Source organism: Nitrosospira sp. Nsp2, from assembly GCF_003050965.1.
Taxonomy (GTDB): domain Bacteria; phylum Pseudomonadota; class Gammaproteobacteria; order Burkholderiales; family Nitrosomonadaceae; genus Nitrosospira.
In genome coordinates this window covers 255,065-276,258 of sequence record NZ_QAOU01000003.1, presented here as the reverse complement: position 1 = coordinate 276,258, position 21,194 = coordinate 255,065, and the positions used below count along the sequence as shown (strand labels likewise).

Below are 21,194 nucleotides of genomic sequence, written 5' to 3'. Positions count from 1 at the left end.
GGAAACTGACGATGCCGATCAGCCCTCTTGCGGGAAAACCCGCTCCTGCATCCATGCTGCTGAATGTTCCGCGGGCTGTGACCGCCTATTACACGCTAACCCCCGACGAATCCGAACCAACGCAAAGGGTCAGCTTTGGCACTTCCGGTCACCGTGGCTCCGCAACCGAACACAGCTTTAATGAATGGCACGTCCTCGCTATCACCCAGGCTGTTTGCGAATACCGCGTAAGACAAAACATTGACGGGCCGTTATTTCTAGGGATTGACACGCACGCGCTTTCGGAGCCGGCATATGCCAGCGCCCTTGAAGTGCTGGCCGCCAATGGCGTGGACGTCATGGTCGCAAAAAATGGCGAGTACACCCCCACCCCCGCGGTCTCTCACGCCATAATAAGCTTGAACCGCAGCCAGAAGCACGGGCTAGCCGATGGCATAGTCATTACACCCTCGCATAACCCGCCCGACAGCGGAGGCTACAAATACAATCCGCCGCACGGAGGCCCTGCTGGCACAGATGTGACGGGATGGATCGAATCGCGATCCAACGAGCTTCTCAAGAACAAGCTTGCAGGCGTGAAAAGAATCTCTTTCGAAAATGCGTCGCGTGCGTCAACAACTCACCAGTACGACTTTCTCAACAATTACGTGAATGATCTATCCAACGTAGTCGACATGGATGTGATCCGGGACGTAAACATTCGAGTAGGAGTGGATCCGCTGGGCGGCGCCGGAGTGCATTATTGGGCGGCGATAGCAGAGCGCTACGGACTGAACCTCGTCGTGGAAAACGAAGCGATTGATCCGACGTTCCGCTTCATGACTATTGACTGGGACGGCAAGATTCGCATGGACCCGTCCTCACCCTATGCGATGCAAGGTTTGATTGAGTTGAAGGACCGTTTTGATATTGCCTTTGCCTGCGATACGGATCACGACAGGCATGGCATCGTGACCCCGAGCTCAGGCCTGCTACCGGCTGATCATTATCTTTCTGTAGCTGTACACTACCTCTTTCAGCACCGTCCGGAATGGGATGCACAAGTTGCAGTAGGCAAGACGGTGGTCAGCAGCAGCATGATCGACCGGGTAACCGCCAAGCTCAGACGCAGTCTCTACGAAACACCGGTTGGCTTCAAATGGTTTGTGGCCGGACTGGGCGCGGGTTCGCTCGGTTTTTGCGGAGAAGAAAGCGCTGGAGCCTCGTTTCTTCGCCGTGACGGGAGCGTCTGGACGACTGACAAGGATGGGATCACCGCGGGATTGTTATCGGCCGAAATCACTGCCCGCACGGGTCGCGATCCCGGGGAGATATACCAGGAACTCGAGCGCGAGTTCGGAAAAACCGTTTTTGCGCGCGTGGATGCGGCGGCAACCCCAGCGGAAAAAGAAATTCTGTCCAGATTATCACCGGCGCAAATAAAGGGAACCGAACTGGCGGGTGAAAAGATTGAGAACGTGCTGACGCACGCGCCCGGGAACGGCACTCCCATTGGAGGCGTGAAGGTAATCGCCAAAAAGGGGTGGTTTGCAGCTCGTCCCTCCGGCACTGAGAATATTTATAAGATCTATGCCGAAAGTTCTCTGGGAACGGATCATCTGCACCGGATTCTTCAGGAAGCCCAGGCAATCGTTGGCGATGCGCTCGCCACTTTTGCCGAACGCGAACTCTCCTGACGTACGGGTATTTCCTGCCGATCTGTACTGGTTGAGGTAGCGATCCACCGATATATCGAGTAAAAGGAGGAGGCTGCGATGCACGAGATCAACGACCGCGCTGAACCATCCGACGCGCTGGTGCTGTTTGGCGCGACCGGCGATCTGGCCTACAAGAAAATTTTTCCGGCGCTTTATGCATTGGTGAAAAAGGGTTTCCTCAACGTTCCAGTGGTTGGGGTCGCGTCCTCACCGTGGAGCCTCGAGCAACTTCAGGAGAGGATTACCAAAGCCGTCAACCCATCCGGGCCCGCTGACAACCCGGATGCGCTTAACCACCTTCTTTCCCTGTTACGGTACGTCCGCGGTGATTACAATCACCTCGATACATTCAAGGAGCTCAAGCAGGTTCTTGGAGACGCCAAGCGGCCTGCGCATTACCTTGCCATCCCGCCATCCCTCTTTGAGAACGTAATTAGGGGGCTACACGCCATGGATTTGGCCACCAATGCTCGCGTCATTGTTGAAAAGCCCTTTGGACGAGACTTGGCCTCGGCGGGCGAGCTCAACCGCATCGCGCGATCCGTATTCCCGGAGGAATCGATTTTTCGCATCGATCACTTTCTCGGGAAAGAAGCAATCATGAATATTCTGTATTTCCGATTTGCCAATTCATTCCTTGAGCCGATCTGGAACCGACACTATATTGCCAGCGTCCAGATAACGCTCGCAGAGCATTTCGGAGTAGAGGGACGCGGTTCGTTTTACGAATCTGTCGGCTGTCTCCGGGACGTGATTCAGAACCATTTGTTCCAGATCGTTGCGCTGCTCGCCATGGAACCGCCCCCTTATAGCGGTCTCGGGACCGTGCAGGCGGAAAAAGTTAATATTTTCCGGGTCATGCGTCCGGTAACACCGGACGACTTGGTGCGCGGTCAGTATGAAGGTTATCGTGATGAACCGGGGGTAGCCAAAGATTCGGATGTTGAGACTTTCTGCGCCTTGCGGCTTTTCATCGATTCATGGCGATGGGAGGGCGTGCCGTGGTATTTGCGCTCGGGAAAGTTTCTCGCCGAAACTGCGGCCGAAGTCGTTGTCCAGTTAAAGCCGCCACCGCAAAAACTTTTTGACGACTCGACTTCCGACGTTTGCGAAGCCAATTATTTACGCTTCCGATTGTCTCCCATTTCCGCCGTTGCCATTGCGGCCCGGGTCAAGCTTCCGGGCAAGGAATTTGTCGGCAATCAACGCGAGCTCTGCCTGGTCGAAGAACACTTCGGGCGTGAATCTCCTTACGAGAGGCTCCTTCACGACGCTATGATCGGGGATGGGAGCCTCTTTACACGCGAAGATGCGGTGGATGCAGCCTGGGCTGTAGTCGATCACGTCCTCGCCGAACACCATCCGGTGACACCGTATGAACGAAGCAGTTGGGGGCCGCAGGAGGCGGACGAGCTGATCGCCCCGGATGGCTGCTGGCACAACCCTGATTCGAAAGTCTGATGAAAAACACATCCGTGGTTGCGCGATGCTAAAGCAAAATGATTTCATCGTAAATCCAGCGGCGAAACGCAGGCTTGACGATTTTTTGACGTTTACGCGACGCTTTGCTCACACAGGGCATGCTACCTTAAGCCCAGCAACGTGGTTCGTTTCATCTTTGGCGTCATTTGTTTTTTTCCTTCACGAGGTGCACTTTATGAAAAAATCATTTTTTAGACCGTTGAGCCTAGCGCCCCTTGCTTTGATCATTCCCTTGCTTGCACCGCCTGTGGCTCAGGCGGCGGGGGAGCTTCAGAGTCCCATCGACATTCGCCCGGAAAATTCGGTTTTCAGCGCGTTGCCCCCGTTGCAATTCAATTTCAATTCCGATACCGCGTTGAGCGTGGTCAACACCGGTTCTCCTGATCCGGAAAAATCCCTCAGGGCCAATGTCAGTTCCGGTGCTGGCAAGCTGACGGTTTCCGGCCATGAGTGGGACTTGGCTCAGTTTCACTTTCATACCCCAGCGGAACATACGCTGAAGGGGGTCGCTGCTCCGATGGAAATGCACCTTGTATTCAGCGACCCTTCCAGTAGTAACCTGTTGGTGGTCGGACGCTGGATCAATGAGGGGAGTGCTAACAGTGCGCTCGATCCGATTTTTTCCCATTTGCCCCAAACGACTTCAGACACACTCAATATCGATCACTTCAATCTGAATTCACTCTTGCCGGCCAATCTTGATTCTTTCCGCTACCCAGGCTCACTGACTACCCCCCCATTTTCCGAAAATGTGAGCTGGATAAACTTAGCTCAGCCGCTGGATTTGTCGAAGGCTCAGATTGACGAATTCCGCGCTCTTTTCCCGGAAGGAAATGCGCGCGATGTTCAGGACCTCCATGGACGGTTTGTGCAAACCGATGTGCCTGGGTTCGCCACTGCCGTTCCCGAACCGGAAACGTATGCCATGCTTTTGGCTGGGTTGGGCCTCATAGTCTGGAGCACAAGCAGCCAAACGAGACGACAGTCGAGGCGCATCGCGCAAAATTCCCCGCAGGTCGCCTGAATAAGGTGTAAGCCACCGAAGAGAAGCCCTCTGGATGAGAGGCGCTTCTCTTAAAGAGGTTCTCCCCAACTTGGGGCCGAATGTGCCTGCGCCATGTCAGGCCACGGTTACTATTGCATGAACCTTGGAAAGCCTTTATATTTGTTCCATGGAACATCCCAGCTGTTTTTCTCCTGCCACTTTCCAGTGGTACCGGCAGCAACTTTCAAGGCCGTTGCTGCGCCCCGCGCGCTAACTCTCCTCCCCTGCCCGTCCTAACGTTTTTCCCCCTCGGAATCTGTTTCTGGATTCTGTTTCATAGTTCGAGTATTCTTTCGGAAACGGAGAAAGCCTTTGAAAGAACATTTGATTATTTTTGACACCACGCTTCGCGATGGGGAGCAGAGCCCCGGCGCCTCCATGACAAAAGAGGAGAAGGTGCGGATTGCACGGCAGCTGGAACGCATGCGCGTGGACATAATTGAAGCAGGCTTCCCCGCCGCTTCAAATGGCGACTTCGAGGCGGTTAAGGCTGTGGCTGACTCGATCAGGGACAGCACGGTATGTGGCCTGGCCCGGGCAATAGAAGCGGATATCAAACGCGCCGGCGAGGCTTTGCGGGGGGCCAGTTCAGCACGTATTCATACGTTTATAGCCACCTCGCCAATTCATATGGAGAAGAAACTGCGGATGTCTCCAGACCATGTGGTGGAACAAGCAGTGAAAGCGGTAAAGTGGGCGCGTCAATATACGGATGATGTAGAATTCTCGCCGGAAGATGCCGGCCGCTCCGACATAAGTTTTCTCTGTCGGGTACTCGAGGCGGTCATTAACGCGGGGGCCAGGACCCTGAATATTCCGGATACCGTGGGCTACACGATGCCGGAGCAATTTGGAAAGCTCATCCACACCTTACGCGAGCGTATTCCGGCTTCGGACAAGGTGGTGTTCTCGGTGCATTGTCATAACGACCTCGGCCTGGCAGTGGCCAACTCGTTGTCGGCGGTCTCTCACGGCGCGCGACAAGTGGAATGCACAGTAAATGGCCTCGGGGAGCGGGCTGGCAATGCTTCGCTTGAAGAGATCGTCATGGCGGTGCGAACCCGACAGGATTACTTTGAGTGCGATACCCGAATTGATACGGTGCATATCGTACCGACAAGCAAACTCGTATCGGGCATAACCGGCTTTCCGGTGCAGCCCAACAAGGCGATCGTTGGCGCCAACGCATTCGCTCATGAGTCCGGTATACATCAGGATGGCGTGTTAAAGCACCGCGAAACATATGAAATCATGCGGGCTGAAGATGTTGGCTGGGGCGCGAATAAATTGCTGCTTGGGAAGCACTCCGGGCGCAATGCCTTTCGCAGCCGTTTAGCGGAACTTGGGATCGAGCTTGAGTCGGAGGAAGCGCTTAACACGACCTTCATGCGTTTCAAGGAACTGGCGGACAAAAAGCATGACATCTTTGATGAGGACCTGTATGCGCTGATTTCGGATGACGCCATGACCTTGCATGAACACTACAAGTTATTATCGCTGACGGCTCATAGCGAGACCGGGGAAATGCCTCACGCGAGCATCGTAATCGCCGAAGAAGGCAGGGAATCGCGTGCCGAGTCGGATGGCAGCGGCCCCGTAGACGCCACTTTTCGCGCAATAGAAAAGATACTGGGGAGTGGTGCTGAATTACAGTTATTCTCGGTTAACGCTATCACCAGCGGGACCGATTCACAAGGCGAGGTTACTGTGCGATTGCAGAAATCAGGCCGTATCGTCAATGGTAACGGCGCCGATACCGACATTGTGGTGGCCTCCGCCAAAGCCTATCTCAGCGCCCTCAACAAGCTTCACAGCAAGCTGGAGCGGGCTCACCCGCAAGTGTAAACAAGGATTTGCCCGGCGGAACACAATCCCCATCAACCCGACGGGATCGTGCTGTTCGAGGCAAGGGCGCAATGAGTTCTTTTCGCAATCCTATCAGGCAGCCTGACAACTCATGAAATCCTCCAGGCCTCTGGATTTCGCCAGCTATGTTCTCGCCCGCTTCGTTCAACACAACTGCACGCAGGTGGCCGGAAGCCTCACCTTTACAACTTTGCTTTCACTGGTGCCGCTGATCGCCATCGCATTATCGATCGTAGCAGCATTTCCCGCATTTACCGATTACTCCAGCCAGATAAAAATATTTCTTCTTACAACCATGGTGCCGGAAGCGGCAAACAAGGCGATCGCAGTCTACATGCAGCAATTTGCTGACAATGCGGTACGGTTGACGGCGATTGGAACGGCTTTTCTGGGCGCGACAGCGCTCGCGCTCATGCTCACCATCGATAAGGCACTAAATGCCATCTGGCGTGTGCCGCGGTTGCGCCCGCTCCTGCACCGCCTGTTGATCTACTGGGCCACGCTGAGCATCGGGCCGCTATTGATTGGCGCCAGCCTGTCGCTGACCTCCTGGCTGATCGGCGTTTCGATGGGTCTCGCTCAGGACGTTCCAGCCATCAACGTTGTGCTTCTGCAACTTGCGCCGATCATACTGACGAGTATTGCTTTCTCCATCGCATATCTCATCGTGCCGAACCGACTAGTTTCATGGCGCCATGCCGTCGCAGGGGGAGTGGCCGCAGCTGTGGGATTCGAAATCATGAAACAGGGATTTGCATCCTATGTCACCCACTTCCCCACGTATCAGGCTGTCTATGGCGCATTCGCCGCTATCCCCATTTTCTTGCTATGGGTTTACCTATCGTGGCTCATGGTGTTGCTCGGCGCGGTAATCGCCGCGTCGCTTTCAAGCTGGCGCTTCGGCGAGTGGCGGCGCGGCGCAACAGCTCAGGGTAAGCAGTTCTTCGACGCGCTACGCGTGCTGCAAGTGCTTGCAGAAGGATTTAGCAGCGGTAAAGTGGAAACATACTCCACGCTCCGCGAACGACTTGACCTCAGCTTGGAAGAGATGGAGCCGGTACTCGAGCTCATGGGCGGGGCGGATCTCGTGCGTCAGGTAAAAGGAGGGGGATGGGTTCTGATACTCGATCCCGCGAAAATCACGGTCGCTGATATTTATCGCCTCTTCACGTTTCGTCCCGAAGCCGCGCGCGCAGCCGCGGCCGGCAATGCAAGGCTGGAGCAGTTGCTTGACGAGATCACGGCCGGGATGAACGATAAAATGAATCTACCACTGTCGCGACTTTTTGCTCCGTCTCCCATCAATACTCCCGTGAACTAGAAAACGTCCTCTCTGGAAAAAATGATGCGCTATTTCGTTATCCTGTTTTGCATGTTGCTGTCCCTGTCGACCGGCGTTCACGCCAAAGGTTTTACTTTTACCGATCATACCGGCACAAAGCTTACGCTATCGGATTACAAGGGCAAGTGGGTGGTAATAAATTTCTGGGCGACCTGGTGTCCGCCCTGCCTGAAGGAAATTCCCGATTTGGTGTCACTCTACCAGAGTCGGAATGATGTAATGGTGATCGGTATAGCAATGGATTATAGCGATCCGAAGACCGTGCTGAAGTACGTCAAATCCATGTCCATCCCCTATCCCATTGTATTGGGGGATAGAAAGATCGCCGCGCAGATCGGTCCGTTGTCAATGCTTCCCACCACCTATGTATTCGATCCTTCTGGCAACCCGGCTGTTTATAAAGTTGGCTTGGTATCGCGCGAAAGTCTGGAAGAGTTCATGCGCGAGAGTTCAGCCACCAAACCACAAAGCACGGATAGGGGCCCCGCCGTCAAACGTAAAGAAAACTAACGTGGAAAATAAGCGTAGAGGACAGATCGCCTGTGCAAAAATCCTTCCCGCCCCTATTGCATCGACCCGCCTTAGCTATTACCTATTCTTGCTTTTAACAAGTCGACAATATTTCGGGAAGGGAGAGGAACCGCCTGAGATTTTTCGTCCCCGCGTCCCTGATACTCGACATATTGATCCTTCAGACTTCGTTCGCCGATGACAAGGCGATGCGGAATGCCGATCAGTTCCATGTCGGCGAACATCACGCCAGGTCGATCGTCCCGGTCATCAAGCAGAACCTCGATGCCGGCACTGCGTAGCTCCGCGTATAAATTCTCCGCTTCATCCTTCACCTGGGCGTTCTTTCGCTGGCCAATCGGAATAATGACGACTTGGAATGGCGCCATCGCCGGAGGGAAAATGATACCGCGATGGTCGTGGTTCTGCTCGATTGCCGCCGCCACGATGCGGGACACCCCGATCCCGTAGCATCCCATTTCTAAGAACCGTGGCTGTCCGGACTCGTCAAGGTAGCTGGCATTCATCGCTTCCGAATATTTTGTATGCAGCTTGAAAATATGCCCTACCTCGATACCGCGGCAGATTTCCAGTTGCCCCCGACCATCCGGCGATGGATCCCCGGCAACTACGGCTCGGATGTCGAACACATGATCGGGTTCTTTTGCATCACGGCCAAAATTGACGTTCATGAGATGGTAGTTCTCTTCATTCGCGCCGCAAACGAAGTTATTCATTCCCGCCACCGTACGATCGGCGATAACAGGAAGCCGAAGACCGAGAGGACCGATATATCCCGGAACGCAGCCGATTTCTGCCCGAATCTCTTCTTCCCTGGCCAACCTGAAATCCGAGAGGAAGGGGATTTTGCGAACTTTGGTTTCGTTGAGATGGTGATCGCCCCGTAAAAGCAATAGGTGCATTCCTCCGTTGGCGACAACCGCGATGGTTTTCACGGTTTGCTCGACAGGAAGGTTCAGAACCTCGGCAACCTCTTCACACGTTTTTCTTGCCGTTGTTTCCACCTTCCGCATGATGCCGTTGGCCACGCCCCGAGGCGTTTCCGGGGGTCTTGACTCAGCCATTTCAATATTTGCCGCGTAATCCGAATCTGGGCAGAACGCGATCGCGTCCTCGCCTGAATCCGCCAGAACATGAAACTCATGCGAACTGCTGCCCCCTATTGCTCCGGTATCCGCCGTAACTGCGCGAAACTTCAACCCCAACCGCGCGAAGATGCGGCAGTATGCCTCATGCATGACACGATAGGTACGGTTTAGGCTATCGATACCCGCATGGAAGGAGTAGGCGTCTTTCATAACAAATTCGCGCGCCCGCATGACCCCGAAGCGGGGCCGGATCTCGTCACGAAATTTGGTCTGGATCTGATAGAACGTCACGGGCAATTGGCGATAGCTCTTGATCTCGCGCCGAACAATGTCCGTAACCACTTCCTCATGCGTTGGACCGAAGCAGAAATCGCGTTGATGCCTGTCCTTGATTTTCAACATCTGCGGGCCGAATACGTCCCAGCGACCGGTTTCACGCCATAATTCGGCGGGCTGCACTGCAGGCATCAGAAGTTCTATTGCGCCGGCCGCTTCCATTTCCTCTCTTACGATATTTTCGACCCTGCGTAAAACTTTCAAGCCAAGCGGCATCCATGTGTAAAGGCCGCTACCGAGACGTTTGATAAGACCAGCCCGCAGCATCAGCTTGTGACTGGCCAACTCTGCTTCCGCAGGCGCTTCCTTAAGAGTGGAAACAAAAAAATTAGATACACGCATATGCTTCCCGATGTACGATTACTCGTCATAATTCTACTCGAAAAGCCCATACCCTTCTTGCTATTGCAACCGAATAATCGCCTCAGGTTGCATAAGGGGCCGACCGTTCGAGTGGTATCTGGGACATACCCACGTCTACTTCCTCATTTGAGCGTCCGCCAAAAGCCGCTGATTTGCCCGATAACAGCTTTCAATCTGCGATAAAATGTGGAAAAATCTTTTATTGTGATGGACCAAACGGGTGAATCGCATGATCGACCGTAACGGGTACCGCTCCAATGTCGGTATTATTCTGCTGAATTCGAAAAACGAGGTATTTTGGGGTAAGCGCGTCAAACAGGATTCGTGGCAATTTCCTCAGGGGGGTATTAAACCGGGGGAGAGCCCAGAGCAGGCGATGTATCGTGAGTTGACCGAAGAAGTGGGTTTGCATCCCTGGCATGTCGAGATTATCGGTCGTACTCGCGACTGGTTGCGCTATGAAGTGCCGGATCAGTGGATAAGACGCGACTGGCGGGGTAACTATAAGGGCCAGAAGCAGATCTGGTATCTGCTGCGCCTGCTCGGACGTGACTGTGACGTATCGCTGCGCGCAAGTGTGCGTCCTGAATTCGATGCCTGGCGGTGGAATCAATATTGGGTGGAACTGGACTCCGTAGTCGAATTCAAGCGCCAGGTCTATCGCCAGGCTTTAACCGAGCTCGCGCGCCTGCTGAACCGTCCGCCCGTTCCGCGTTGCAGCAACGACTACGGCTGGTCGGCCTACGGCAACCAGGAACAGCTTTCGCCCCGGCCCGTCAAGCGAGGTGAATGATGAGGCAGGCCTTTTTACTGTATGGCGCTTTTGGCTTTCGAGGCATGAATCGATCGATCTGAAATTCAGATGCGGGTGTTCGCTGCCATGATTGTCAGTTTTTCCATTTGTGGCGCACGTCCCCGCTTTCAGAAGCTTGTGCCACATAATGCGTCCTATGCGGGTTTGAGGAGCTCAGTCCGTGCATCGGCCGGCAAGAGCTATTTGCAAGTTTACAATTACCCAGAGGGTAAAATTTGTGAGGCGTAATCGGCTGCGCCATTACAGCCGCGTTTTTAGGGAGATTACCGATGATAAAGCGCGCATTGATCATATCGCTGCTATCAATTGGAACCATTGCCGCCCCAGGGGCCGCATCTGCTGCTGATGAGCCCATCCAGCCGATTCCGGCCGCCAAACCAAAAAATGAAAACATGGTGGAGCTGGGCAAAATGCTGTTTTTTGACCCCCGCCTGTCTAAATCCGGGTTTATTTCCTGTAATTCCTGCCACAATCTGAGCATGGGAGGAACGGATAACCTGCAGACTTCCATCGGGCACAACTGGCATCAGGGACCAATTAATTCACCGACAGTGTTGAACTCGAGCATGAGTCTTGCGCAATTCTGGGACGGTCGCGCCAAGGATTTGAAAGAACAAGCAGGCGGCCCTATCGCAAATCCGGGGGAGATGGCATTCACTCATGAATTGGCAGTGGATGTGTTACGGTCCATTCCTGAGTATCGGACTCGTTTTAAGCAGGTATTTGGCTCGGATAAGATAACCATCGATCCGGTGACCGATGCCATTGCGGCATTCGAGGAAACGCTGGTAACACCTGACTCTCGCTTCGACAAGTGGCTCAAGGGCGACAAGAGCGCCATTAACCAAACCGAACTGGCAGGTTACAAGATATTCAAGGAAAGCGGGTGCACCAGCTGTCACAACGGACCAGCGGTGGGCGGCGCATCATTCCAGAAGTTCGGCGTCCATGAACCGTATCAAACGAAGAGCAAGGCGGAAGGCCGTTTCGCGGTAACGGGCAAGGATGCGGACCGCTTCATGTTCAAGGTACCCACATTGCGAAATGTTGAGCTGACCTACCCGTATTTTCATGATGGCGCTGCTGCGACTCTGGAAGAAGCAGTGGATACCATGGGACGGTTGCAACTGGGCCGCAAATTCACCAAGGACGAAAATGCCAAGGTTGTAGCGTTCCTGAAGACGCTCACCGGTAAGCAGCCCGAATTCAAACTGCCTATTCTGCCGCCCTCAACCAACGAGACGCCTAGACCTAAACCGTTTGGTTAATACGACGCCTTCCACCACGCATCTTCAATCACGCCCAAGCTGCGCCCAGCTTGGGCGGCCTCAAGATACAGAAATAGTAGTAGCCTGCACACGTTCAGGTAGCATTGACAGTGACAGGCGTTGCGTTGCGTTGCGGCACAATAGCACCTGCAAAGCCATCCGTCGCCCTTACCTGGAGCAAGCCTGTCCGCTTTAATTTCGGCGCCGAAGCAGCAGGTTCCGAACGCCTTGTCTCTCGGATCATGGCCGGAAGATCCGATCGACAGTGGCGGGCTGCCCGGCTCTACCGGTCGGTGGCAGCCATGACAAAAACTTTATCTAATCCTCGCTGCCTTTCTGGGATTTTTCTGCTATTTTTCTTATATGTCCATGAGGTTTCGGTCAGTTCGATTTTCCAGCACATGCCTTGGGCAGCGGCTAATTGTCGAGCTTATTGGATCCACAAGACAGTTCTAAATCCTCCCCTTCAAGGAATATGGATTTACTCTAGAAAATCAAGTAGAGTTATCTCTTGAATAATCAAAACACGGAGTCATCAATGAGCGCTAAGGGGCAATTATTACAAGACCCGTTCCTTAATACGTTACGGAAAGAGCATATACCCGTATCGATTTATCTGGTAAACGGGATCAAGTTGCAAGGGCATATCGACTCCTTTGATCAGTATGTGGTACTGCTGAAAAATACGGTTACGCAGATGGTGTACAAGCACGCCATCTCCACCGTCGTTCCCGCGAGGGCCGTAAATATTCCATTCGAGGCTCCCGCTATACCTGATGCTTGACCAACCCGCTGGGCAAACGCTTAACACTCACACCGCGGTAAATGCCGCCGTACTGGTTAGCCTCGATTTTGGCGGCGGATACAGTGCCGAAAGCCTGGAAGAGTTACGTCTGTTGGCCACGAGCGATCAGCTTGAAATCTCAGCGATCGTCAAAGGCAAGCGGTCCAGGCCCGACCCGGCCACTTTTGCAGGTAGCGGCAAAGTCGACGAAATCACGGCGGCGGTGGAACAGACCGGCGCATCCCTGGTTGTTTTCAACCACGACCTCTCTCCAGCCCAGCAACGTAATCTGGAGCAGCGTCTCGGGCGCCGCGTCGTCGATCGCACCAGCCTGATTCTGGATATTTTTGCCCAGCGCGCAAAAAGTCACGAGGGCAAATTACAAGTAGAGCTGGCTCAACTTGAGCATCTCGCGACCCGTCTGGTGCGCGGGTGGACCCATTTGGAGCGCCAAAAAGGCGGCATAGGCCTGCGTGGTCCGGGAGAGACGCAACTCGAAACCGATCGACGCTTGCTCGGCAAGCGCGTTAAGCTTCTTAAAGAAAAGCTGGCGAAGTTTGAATGTCAACGCGCCCTACAGCGTCGTTCCAGGCAACGCGGGCAGGTGTTATCCGTTTCCATTGTGGGCTATACCAATGCGGGCAAATCCACTCTCTTTAATAGACTTACCCGTGCACATACATATGTTGCGGATCAGTTATTCGCGACCCTGGATGCAACGACACGCAAACTATTCATACCCGAGCAGGGATCTGTCGTAATCTCGGATACGGTCGGTTTTATCCGCGACCTGCCCCATACGCTCGTCGCCGCGTTTCGTGCCACTCTGGAAGAAACGGTTCAGGCGGACTTGTTGCTCCATGTTGTGGATGCAGGCAGCCCCAACCGGACTGAGCAGATCGACGAGGTAAACAAGGTATTGAAGGAAATCGGAGCCGATTCCATTCCACAAATACTGTTGTTGAACAAGATAGATGTCACCGATTTATCGTCGGGTGCGGCGGGATATGGGCGTGATGAGTATGGTAGAATCGCACACGTGCGGCTGAGCGCCAAAACCGGCGAGGGGTTGGAGTGGCTCAAGCTCGCCCTCTCCGAGGCAGTTGCAGGACGCACTTTGCATGGCTATGAGCATCAGCTTTCCCCGGAAGCCTCCTTGGTGGAGAAGCGCGCATAACACGGCAATATACCGAAGGGCGCTACGTAAGATAGCTTGGTTCGGGTTTTCCACCATACCGTTTATAGCTGATCTACATTAAGCAGAATTATAGGAATCATCATGGGATTAAACGATCCTCAGTGGGGAAGAAAAAAAGGCAATTCCGGTCCACCTGATTTGGATCAACTGTGGCGCAACTTCAACAAGAAGCTGAATAACCTCTTCAAACGCAAGGGTAATGGCGGCAGCGGGTCAGGGGGCGGTGAAGGGGGTGGCGGTGGCCCCAGGCGCTATGGCGGAAGTATTGGTTTACTTGTCGGACTGCTTCTGCTGTTGTGGATAGGCAGTGGATTTTATATTGTGAACGAAGGTCAGCGAGGTATCGTTCTCCGGTTCGGTAAATACGTCGAGAGTACCCAGGCTGGCCTGCGCTGGCATCTGCCATATCCCATCGAGATTGTTGAAGCTGTAAATGTGAGCCAGGTGCGTACGGTGGAGATCGGATATCGAAATAACGTGAGGAGCAAAGTACTTAAGGAATCGCTGATGTTGACCGATGACGAAAACATCATTGATATTCAATTTGCCGTGCAATACATTCTCAAGAATCCCGAGGAGTTCCTGTTTACCAACCGTGAACCGGAAAACGCCGTGTTGCAGGCCGCGGAAACCGCAATCAGGGAGATTATCGGCAAAAGCAAAATGGATTTCGTGCTCTATGAAGGACGTGAGCAGGTAGCGGCAAAAGCGACTGAATTGATGCAGTCAATTCTCGACAGGTACAAGATCGGGATTGCGATCAGCAAAGTAACCATGCAAAACGCGCAACCGCCGGAGCAGGTACAGGCCGCGTTCGATGATGCGGTTAAAGCGGGGCAGGACAGGGAGCGGCAGAAAAACGAAGGCCAGGCCTACGCCAACGACGTAATTCCAAAGGCCAAGGGTAACGCGGCCCGCCTGCTGGAAGAGTCGGAGGGATACAAGCAACGCGTTATCGCCAGTTCCGAGGGTGAGGCGAACCGCTTCAAGCAGGTCCTCGTTGAATATAGCAAGGCTCCAGCTGTCACCCGCGATCGGCTTTATATAGATATGATGCAACAGGTGCTTTCCAACACGAGCAAAATCATGGTCGATCAGAAAGGAGGCAACAATTTATTGTATTTGCCCCTTGATAAACTGATACAGATGAGCGGACCATCCACCCCCGCTGGTCCAGTGCCAGAGCTGCCGGCCGCTTCCATGCAGGAAGCTGTGCCTGACAGCGCGGCTCGCACACGAGAAGCATTCCGTGGCCGCGAACGGGAGACAAGATAAGTGAAAAACTATACCTCGACGCTATTGGGCGTTCTCGTTGCGCTGTTGCTCGTGGCCAGTTCCTCATTGTATATCGTGGATCAGCGTCAACAGGCAATCCTGTTTCAGTTGGGTGAGGTGGTAGATGTCAAGACATCACCCGGACTGTATTTCAAGATTCCTCTGGCCCAAAACGTGCGCTACTTTGATTCACGTATTCTGACCATGGATACAGCCGAGCCGGAGCGATTCATTACTTCGGAAAAAAAGAACGTCCTGGTCGACCTGTTCGTGAAATGGCGCATTGTTGACGTAAAGCAGTATTACGTCAGTGTCCGTGGCGATGAAATGCTGGCGCAAACCCGCCTCGCCCAAACGGTGAATTCCAGTCTCCGCGATGAATTCGGGAACCGGACGGTACATGACGTGGTTTCAGGCGAGCGTGATAAAATCATGGAGATCATGCGCCAGAAAGCTGACGCCGACGCCCGCAAAATTGGGGTTGAGGTGGTGGATGTCCGCCTGAAACGAGTGGATCTGCCGCAGGAAGTGAGCGAATCGGTGTTTCGCCGGATGGAAGCGGAGCGGAAACGCGTGGCAAACGAATTACGGTCCACCGGTTCCGCAGAATCAGAAAAGATTCGCGCGGATGCGGATCGGCAACGAGAAGTCATCCTGGCGGAAGCGTACCGGCAGGCTCAGGAGGCAAAAGGTGAAGGCGATGCCAAGGCCTCGGCAATTTATGCTGGCGCCTTCCAGGCTAACCCTGAATTTTATGCCTTTTATCGGAGCATGGAGGCCTACAAACAGAGTTTCAAGAACAAGGGCGACATGCTGGTCCTGGAGCCTAACGCGGAGTTTTTCAAGTACATGAAAAACGCTGGGCGGCCCGTCAAATAGATATTTGTATCCAAAGGCTTGAGGCGAGCGCTTCCTTCAATCGCAGAGGGTGCCGGCGCCAAGCGGGCTATTAGTGGAGCCCAGCTAAGAGGCGGGCCGCGCCATTCGTGGCTTTTCTCTTTCGCCACGCATCTCATAAAAATTGCATTTGTACCCTGAAGGCCTGTAGTCGCATGCTGGACACTTTATTAATGGCATTAGCTCTGATGCTTGTGTTAGAGGGGCTACTGCCATTTTTGGTGCCTGGCTTTTGGCGCGAGACCTTTCAGAAGCTGGCCGAGATCGGTGACAATCAGATTCGTTTTATCGGCCTGACCTCTATGCTGGCAGGGTTGCTTCTGCTTTACCTCGTGAAATAACCCTGCCGGATAGCCTCTTCATACAATCATTAAGTCATCATGCCTGCGTGGATTCTTCCTGAATATATTGAAGACTTGCTCCCTGCCGAGGCGCTTCGTATTGAGATGATGCGGAGACGCGTCATAGACCTGCTGCTGGTGCACGGGTACGAGTTGGTCGGGCCGCCGTTGCTGGAGTATGTGGAATCATTACTCACCGGCAGTGGGGGCGACACAAATTTGCGTATGTTTAAAGTCGTTGATCAACTGAGCGGGCGCATGATGGGACTTCGGGCGGATATGACGCCTCAGGTTGCGCGTATCGACGCCCACCTGTTGAACCGTAAGGGTGTTGCCCGACTTTGTTACGCGGGCAGTGTATTGCATGCTGTGCCGTCGGGTTTGACTCGTACTCGCGAGCCACTTCAGATCGGTGCGGAACTATATGGTCACGTTGGGCTGGAAAGCGATCTGGAAGTTCAGCAACTGATGCTCCGATCGCTGGCGATCGCGGGTATAGTAAAAATACATATTGATTTGGGGCACGTTGCCGTGTTTCGTGGCTTGGTCAGGGGCGCGGGTATTCAAGCTGAACTGGAAAAGGGACTATTTGGCGCACTGCAGGCGAAAGATACCTACGCGTTAACGGAACTGTGCCGGGAATTTGACGCAATTATAGGTCCCCGCGTTCGTCAGGCCCTGTTGCTGTTGCCTGAACTTTACGGTGACGAAAGCGTATTAGCGCTCGCGCGCAAACACCTTCCGGACTATCCCGAAATTATGACGGCATTGGATGAGTTAGAGACGACAGGTGCGGAGTTGCGCCCGCTGGTGGATACCCTGGCGTTCGATCTTGCTGACCTACGTGGCTATCACTATCACAGCGGGATGGTGTTCGCCGCATATACACCCGGCAGCCCGAATGCAATCGCTTTGGGAGGACGATACGATGAGGTTGGCAAAGCCTTCGGCAGGGCGCGTCCCGCCACTGGATTTAGCATGGACCTGCGCGAACTCTCCGGTTTGGTCCAAATGGAGTCTTCCCCGAAGGGGATTCTGGCGCCATACGTGAAGGGAGACATACGACTTGAAGAAAAAATGGAACAGCTTCGTAATGAAGGCCAGGTAGTGATTGTCGATCTTCCCGGGCATGAGTACGGCCCGGAAATTCTCAATTGTGACCGTAAACTAATGCTGAAGCACGGGAGCTGGGCGGTCGTAAGCTTTTAAGCTGACAGCCGTCAAAAATCGCGACGTCCGAACCAATTTGCCAGAGAGATCTTCCTTCGCTCTCCAGGCTCAACGATGCATTAATTATTCTAGACCGGCAGACATGAACAAAAATGTGGTTGTCATTGGCACTCAGTGGGGCGACGAGGGCAAGGGCAAGATAGTAGACTGGCTTACAGATCATGCGCAGGGAGTGGTCCGCTTCCAGGGAGGCCATAATGCCGGGCATACCCTCGTCATAGCAGGCAAGCAAACGGTGTTGCACTTGATCCCGTCAGGAATCTTGCGAGCGGATGTCGCATGTTACATTGGCAATGGCGTAGTGGTCTCTCCGCAGGCATTGCTGGATGAGGTGGACATGCTGGAACAAGCGGGGGTCGATGTGCGCGGCAGGCTTCGCATCAGTGAAGCCTGCCCCCTTATCCTTCCCTGCCACATCGCCCTCGATAACGCCAGGGAAACAGCCAAGGGGCTGGAAAAAATTGGGACGACTGGACGAGGTATCGGGCCGGCATATGAGGATAAAGTAGCGCGTCGGGCGGTCCGGCTGCAAGACTTGTTTCATCGTGACCGTTTCGCCGCCAAACTCGGCGAGATGCTGGACTATCATAACTTTGTGCTTAAAAATTATTTCCAGGCACCTGTGGTGGATTTTCAGCAAACGATGGATGACACGCTTTCCCTGGCAGACCGGATTAAACCTATGATGTCGGACGTGCCACGGCTCTTGTTTGAAGCCAATCGATCCGGGCATAACCTGTTATTTGAAGGGGCGCAGGGAACGTTACTTGATATCGATCACGGGACTTATCCCTTCGTTACGTCTAGCAACTGTATTGCGGGCGCAGCAACTACCGGAAGCGGTGTTGGTCCGCAAATGCTGCATTACGTATTGGGCATCACCAAAGCTTACTCCACCCGAGTTGGCTCCGGCCCCTTTCCTACCGAGCTGGACAACGACGTCGGCAGACACCTGGCGAAGCGTGGTAACGAATTTGGCGCCACCACGGGCCGGCCTCGCCGGTGCGGCTGGTTTGACGCCGCTGCCTTAAAACGGTCCATTCAGATCAATGGCGTTTCGGGACTGTGCGTTACCAAACTTGACGTGATGGACGGCGTAGAGACGTTGCGCCTGGGCGTGGGTTACAAGTTGACCGGTCTTAACGGGGAGGAACACAGGAGTATCCTGCCCGTGGGTGCGGACGAACTCGCGTGTTGCGAGCCTATTTACGAAGAAATGCCGGGATGGAGTGAAAGCACTGTCGGAATCAGAGATTTCGGGGAGTTACCCGCCGCAGCGCAGGCATATTTGAAACGAGTGGAAGAGGTTTGCGAAGTGCCCATAGACATGATATCGACCGGCCCGGACCGAAAGGAGACGATCGTACTGCGTCATCCCTTCAAGTAATTGTCGACATAGGGGTTGTCCGGTACATTCCACTTATGCGGTCCACACCTGCCACGGCGACTTGACTTTCTGTCGATAAATTATGGCAGCGTACACGGTGCGTCTGGCAAGTTGGCATAATGATAGCGCGGCACTGAAACTGGTACGCGAAGCCGTGTTTATCCGCGAACAGGGCATTTCGGTGGAACTGGAATGGGATAGGCTCGATGCGGAGTGTATCCATGTACTAGCGGCAGACGCCATGCTCCATCCTATTGGCACGGCGCGCTTGCTGCCCGACGGCACTATCGGACGCATGGCTGTGCTTAAAGAATGGCGGCGGCAGGGCGTGGGCAGCGCACTGATGGAAAAATTGCTGGACGAAGCCAAGGATCGGCAAGTCCGCCAGGTCACCTTGAATGCGCAGGTATACGTGACTGCTTTCTATCGCAAACTAGGCTTCCAAGCGGTAGGGGAAGAATTCATGGAAGCCGGAATTTCTCATGTGAGAATGGCTTACCGGCCGTATGACAGGCAGATTAAGTAACTATGCCAAGAACTGGCATGTACAAACAGTTATCCCCTTTTTGCGGTTCTCCCCTGTTTTGCTCCCTGCCTGGCTAAGCTCGAATCACCTCAGAACGGCAGCATGAAGTCGAGGGACATCACGACCTGGTCTTTATGTCCGCCAAAAGGGCGGTAGTCCACGCCATGCAATCCGTCCGCCGCATCGTAGCGGACGTTCGGTCGCACGTTGAACTGCTGCATCGCCTTCCAGTCAAGCTTCAGCGTCTTTGCCGCTTTCCAGTTCATCCCTACGGTGACAGCATAATAATCGGCTGGACTCGCGGTGCTATTGCCAAACTGGTTGCGGCCGAGAGCGTAGCTTAATCCCCGGTTGTTCGTCGCGGCAGCCACACGGCCAGGGGAAAAGACACGAAACCCATCTCGATCCCGGAACCATTCCGCCCGCACGCCCACCGATAGTTCGGGCATCAGGTCGTAATAAAAGTGCGTGTTGATGCCGTACCACTCTGCATCCTGCGTCACGCCGTTCAATAAAACTCCACCCGCGAAACCATGGTCGTGTTGAAAGACAAAATGGGTCTTGGGAGTAAATTTATGCTTCAATACCAAGCTGTATAGCATCCACGGTTCGGTGCTGCGCGTGGATGTCTCGCTATAGGAACCGCTGAGGTTGGCAGAACTTCCCATATCATCGCTGGTCCACGTGATGCCGGCTAAACCGCCCCAGTTGCCCAGCTGTTTATCGAAACCGCCGTCCCAGCCGCCAGTAGCGCTGCCGGTCGTGACCCCGCCCATAAACATCCAGTTCTTGTGTAGTTTGTAATTCCCCAGCGCACCGGTATGCGTGAAAGGCTCCCCATATTGCATGGTGTACGCATGCGAATAAAAGAAGTTGTCCGGCGCAGGCACGGATTCATAACCAATGGGTGTATAAAAATGACCGACCTTCACGTTAAGCCCGTTGCCGACCGGCACATACACCTCTGCAAAAGCTTGGGGAAAGGCGATACCGTAGTAGCGGGTTGAAGCGCAGCATAAGTCGAGATCCCAATTGCTTCTGGACAGGGGTTGACCCGTATTTACATCAAATGATGGAACGCCATAAGCCTGGGTAAAAATGGCGTCGGAGCCGAACATGAAGTCGGCGCGAAACCCGAAATCCCAGCTGCTACCTTCTGCCACGACCGCACGCTGTACGTAAACGTAAAATTGATTCAGTTGCGCTCGATTCGAGCGGTCGGTAAAGGTGACCGGGCCGTTAAACCCAGTCAGCTGACTCGGGTTGAAAGTCGCACCACCGTTGACCCAGCCCCCGACTTTGATACCGCTCTCCTTGAACCAGTCCAGTGCAGTGTCTCGGACGCCAGCTACGGTGCCGCGCTTATCGCCATTTATATTGTTGGCATTTGCATTGGCATAGGTTTCAGCATTGGCATTGGTCGCATTAACCACGGTGGCCAACATGCCAACTGCGGAGGCGAATATGATTCGGCTTCTTATTCTTGGTATGCGCGACATATCTTGGTCCCCCCCCAAAACACTATTGATAAAGTTGTTATTTTCACCCGAAAGTAACATGATATATGTAAAATATTTGTGATGGATATGTGAAGATTTTGTGATGTTTGCTGTTATGATTCTGGATCAACATGAGGCATTGCCTCAAAGGATCAAACCGTTGTATTAGTATGCAGGAACCGCGCCAGTGATTGAACCTGTCTGCGGGCGTTGCTAATTCGAGGG

The 21,194-nt window shown here is 53.8% G+C and carries 18 protein-coding genes; 16 read left to right on the top strand and 2 right to left on the bottom strand.

The features are described 5' to 3' along the window. Positions 1–11: 11 nt before the first annotated feature. From pgm to C8R31_RS08865, 6 genes are all read left to right on the top strand, one after another. Entirely contained in the window at positions 12–1,676 is a 1,665-nt protein-coding gene (pgm, locus tag C8R31_RS08890) for a phosphoglucomutase (alpha-D-glucose-1,6-bisphosphate-dependent) (protein ID WP_107693883.1), read from the top strand. A gap of 78 nt (positions 1,677–1,754) precedes the next feature. Then, positions 1,755–3,158, top strand: coding sequence for a glucose-6-phosphate dehydrogenase (gene zwf / locus C8R31_RS08885; protein ID WP_107693720.1), 1,404 nt, complete (start codon positions 1,755–1,757; stop codon positions 3,156–3,158). Positions 3,159–3,354: 196 nt separating this feature from the next. Then, positions 3,355–4,203: a carbonic anhydrase gene (locus C8R31_RS08880; RefSeq protein ID WP_107693882.1), complete on the top strand. Its 849-nt coding sequence runs from the start codon at positions 3,355–3,357 to the stop codon at positions 4,201–4,203. Positions 4,204–4,536: 333 nt separating this feature from the next. Further along, positions 4,537–6,069: a 2-isopropylmalate synthase gene (locus C8R31_RS08875; RefSeq protein WP_107693719.1), complete on the top strand. Its 1,533-nt coding sequence runs from the start codon at positions 4,537–4,539 to the stop codon at positions 6,067–6,069. Between the two features lie 112 nt (positions 6,070–6,181). Then, positions 6,182–7,411, top strand: a complete 1,230-nt coding sequence (locus C8R31_RS08870) for a YihY family inner membrane protein (protein WP_107693718.1) — start codon at positions 6,182–6,184, stop codon at positions 7,409–7,411. A gap of 21 nt (positions 7,412–7,432) precedes the next feature. Next, the gene (locus C8R31_RS08865; RefSeq protein ID WP_107693717.1) at positions 7,433–7,942 is read left to right on the top strand and encodes a TlpA disulfide reductase family protein; all 510 of its coding nucleotides are present in this window, start codon (positions 7,433–7,435) and stop codon (positions 7,940–7,942) included. A gap of 71 nt (positions 7,943–8,013) precedes the next feature. Here C8R31_RS08865 and C8R31_RS08860 read toward each other — a convergent pair whose 3' ends face one another. Then, complete coding sequence (locus C8R31_RS08860) at positions 8,014–9,729, bottom strand: proline--tRNA ligase (protein WP_107693716.1); 1,716 nt, start codon at positions 9,727–9,729, stop codon at positions 8,014–8,016. 250 nt (positions 9,730–9,979) lie between these two features. Here C8R31_RS08860 and C8R31_RS08855 point away from each other — a divergent pair, with 250 nt between their 5' ends. The 10 genes from C8R31_RS08855 (at position 9,980) to C8R31_RS08810 (ending at position 19,470) form a co-directional block, all read left to right on the top strand. Continuing rightward, complete coding sequence (locus C8R31_RS08855; protein WP_107693881.1) at positions 9,980–10,543, top strand: RNA pyrophosphohydrolase; 564 nt, start codon at positions 9,980–9,982, stop codon at positions 10,541–10,543. Positions 10,544–10,833: 290 nt separating this feature from the next. Continuing rightward, the gene (locus tag C8R31_RS08850) at positions 10,834–11,832 is read left to right on the top strand and encodes a cytochrome-c peroxidase (RefSeq protein ID WP_107693715.1); all 999 of its coding nucleotides are present in this window, start codon (positions 10,834–10,836) and stop codon (positions 11,830–11,832) included. A gap of 538 nt (positions 11,833–12,370) precedes the next feature. Then, positions 12,371–12,616 carry an RNA chaperone Hfq gene (hfq, locus tag C8R31_RS08845; protein WP_025040529.1) on the top strand — a complete coding sequence of 82 codons (246 nt, stop codon included), beginning with the start codon at positions 12,371–12,373 and terminating at the stop codon, positions 12,614–12,616. After that, complete coding sequence (gene hflX, locus C8R31_RS08840) at positions 12,609–13,793, top strand: GTPase HflX (RefSeq protein WP_107693714.1); 1,185 nt, start codon at positions 12,609–12,611, stop codon at positions 13,791–13,793. The genes hfq and hflX overlap by 8 nt, the downstream gene beginning before the upstream one ends. Positions 13,794–13,895: 102 nt before the next feature. Continuing rightward, positions 13,896–15,089: an FtsH protease activity modulator HflK gene (gene hflK / locus C8R31_RS08835; protein WP_107693713.1), complete on the top strand. Its 1,194-nt coding sequence runs from the start codon at positions 13,896–13,898 to the stop codon at positions 15,087–15,089. Then, positions 15,090–15,968 carry a protease modulator HflC gene (gene hflC / locus C8R31_RS08830; RefSeq protein ID WP_107693712.1) on the top strand — a complete coding sequence of 293 codons (879 nt, stop codon included), beginning with the start codon at positions 15,090–15,092 and terminating at the stop codon, positions 15,966–15,968. A 173-nt stretch (positions 15,969–16,141) separates the two neighbouring features. Beyond that, on the top strand, positions 16,142–16,327 hold the full coding sequence (locus C8R31_RS08825) for a DUF2065 domain-containing protein (RefSeq protein ID WP_107693711.1): 186 nt from the start codon (positions 16,142–16,144) through the stop codon (positions 16,325–16,327). A 39-nt stretch (positions 16,328–16,366) separates the two neighbouring features. Next, positions 16,367–17,536, top strand: coding sequence for an ATP phosphoribosyltransferase regulatory subunit (locus C8R31_RS08820; RefSeq protein WP_107693710.1), 1,170 nt, complete (start codon positions 16,367–16,369; stop codon positions 17,534–17,536). Between the two features lie 103 nt (positions 17,537–17,639). Continuing rightward, positions 17,640–18,944, top strand: coding sequence for an adenylosuccinate synthase (locus C8R31_RS08815; RefSeq protein ID WP_107693709.1), 1,305 nt, complete (start codon positions 17,640–17,642; stop codon positions 18,942–18,944). A gap of 82 nt (positions 18,945–19,026) precedes the next feature. Beyond that, the gene (locus C8R31_RS08810; RefSeq protein WP_107693708.1) at positions 19,027–19,470 is read left to right on the top strand and encodes a GNAT family N-acetyltransferase; all 444 of its coding nucleotides are present in this window, start codon (positions 19,027–19,029) and stop codon (positions 19,468–19,470) included. An 89-nt stretch (positions 19,471–19,559) separates the two neighbouring features. Here C8R31_RS08810 and C8R31_RS08805 read toward each other — a convergent pair whose 3' ends face one another. Then, the gene (locus C8R31_RS08805) at positions 19,560–20,915 is read right to left on the bottom strand and encodes a porin (RefSeq protein WP_258192644.1); all 1,356 of its coding nucleotides are present in this window, start codon (positions 20,913–20,915) and stop codon (positions 19,560–19,562) included. Positions 20,916–21,194 lie beyond the last annotated feature (279 nt).

Excerpts from the sequence above, each read along its gene's own strand:
- pgm (WP_107693883.1), top strand. The coding sequence starts at position 12 with ATGCCGATCAGCCCTCTTGCGGGAAAACCCGCTCCTGCATCCATGCTG.
- zwf (WP_107693720.1), top strand. The coding sequence starts at position 1,755 with ATGCACGAGATCAACGACCGCGCTGAACCATCCGACGCGCTGGTGCTG.
- C8R31_RS08880 (WP_107693882.1), top strand. The coding sequence starts at position 3,355 with ATGAAAAAATCATTTTTTAGACCGTTGAGCCTAGCGCCCCTTGCTTTG.
- C8R31_RS08870 (WP_107693718.1), top strand. The coding sequence starts at position 6,182 with ATGAAATCCTCCAGGCCTCTGGATTTCGCCAGCTATGTTCTCGCCCGC.
- C8R31_RS08865 (WP_107693717.1), top strand. The coding sequence starts at position 7,433 with ATGATGCGCTATTTCGTTATCCTGTTTTGCATGTTGCTGTCCCTGTCG.
- C8R31_RS08860 (WP_107693716.1), bottom strand. The coding sequence starts at position 9,729 with ATGCGTGTATCTAATTTTTTTGTTTCCACTCTTAAGGAAGCGCCTGCG.
- C8R31_RS08855 (WP_107693881.1), top strand. The coding sequence starts at position 9,980 with ATGATCGACCGTAACGGGTACCGCTCCAATGTCGGTATTATTCTGCTG.
- C8R31_RS08850 (WP_107693715.1), top strand. The coding sequence starts at position 10,834 with ATGATAAAGCGCGCATTGATCATATCGCTGCTATCAATTGGAACCATT.
- hfq (WP_025040529.1), top strand. The coding sequence starts at position 12,371 with ATGAGCGCTAAGGGGCAATTATTACAAGACCCGTTCCTTAATACGTTA.
- hflX (WP_107693714.1), top strand. The coding sequence starts at position 12,609 with ATGCTTGACCAACCCGCTGGGCAAACGCTTAACACTCACACCGCGGTA.
- hflK (WP_107693713.1), top strand. The coding sequence starts at position 13,896 with ATGGGATTAAACGATCCTCAGTGGGGAAGAAAAAAAGGCAATTCCGGT.
- C8R31_RS08825 (WP_107693711.1), top strand. The coding sequence starts at position 16,142 with ATGCTGGACACTTTATTAATGGCATTAGCTCTGATGCTTGTGTTAGAG.
- C8R31_RS08820 (WP_107693710.1), top strand. The coding sequence starts at position 16,367 with ATGCCTGCGTGGATTCTTCCTGAATATATTGAAGACTTGCTCCCTGCC.
- C8R31_RS08815 (WP_107693709.1), top strand. The coding sequence starts at position 17,640 with ATGAACAAAAATGTGGTTGTCATTGGCACTCAGTGGGGCGACGAGGGC.
- C8R31_RS08810 (WP_107693708.1), top strand. The coding sequence starts at position 19,027 with ATGGCAGCGTACACGGTGCGTCTGGCAAGTTGGCATAATGATAGCGCG.
- C8R31_RS08805 (WP_258192644.1), bottom strand. The coding sequence starts at position 20,915 with ATGTTGGCCACCGTGGTTAATGCGACCAATGCCAATGCTGAAACCTAT.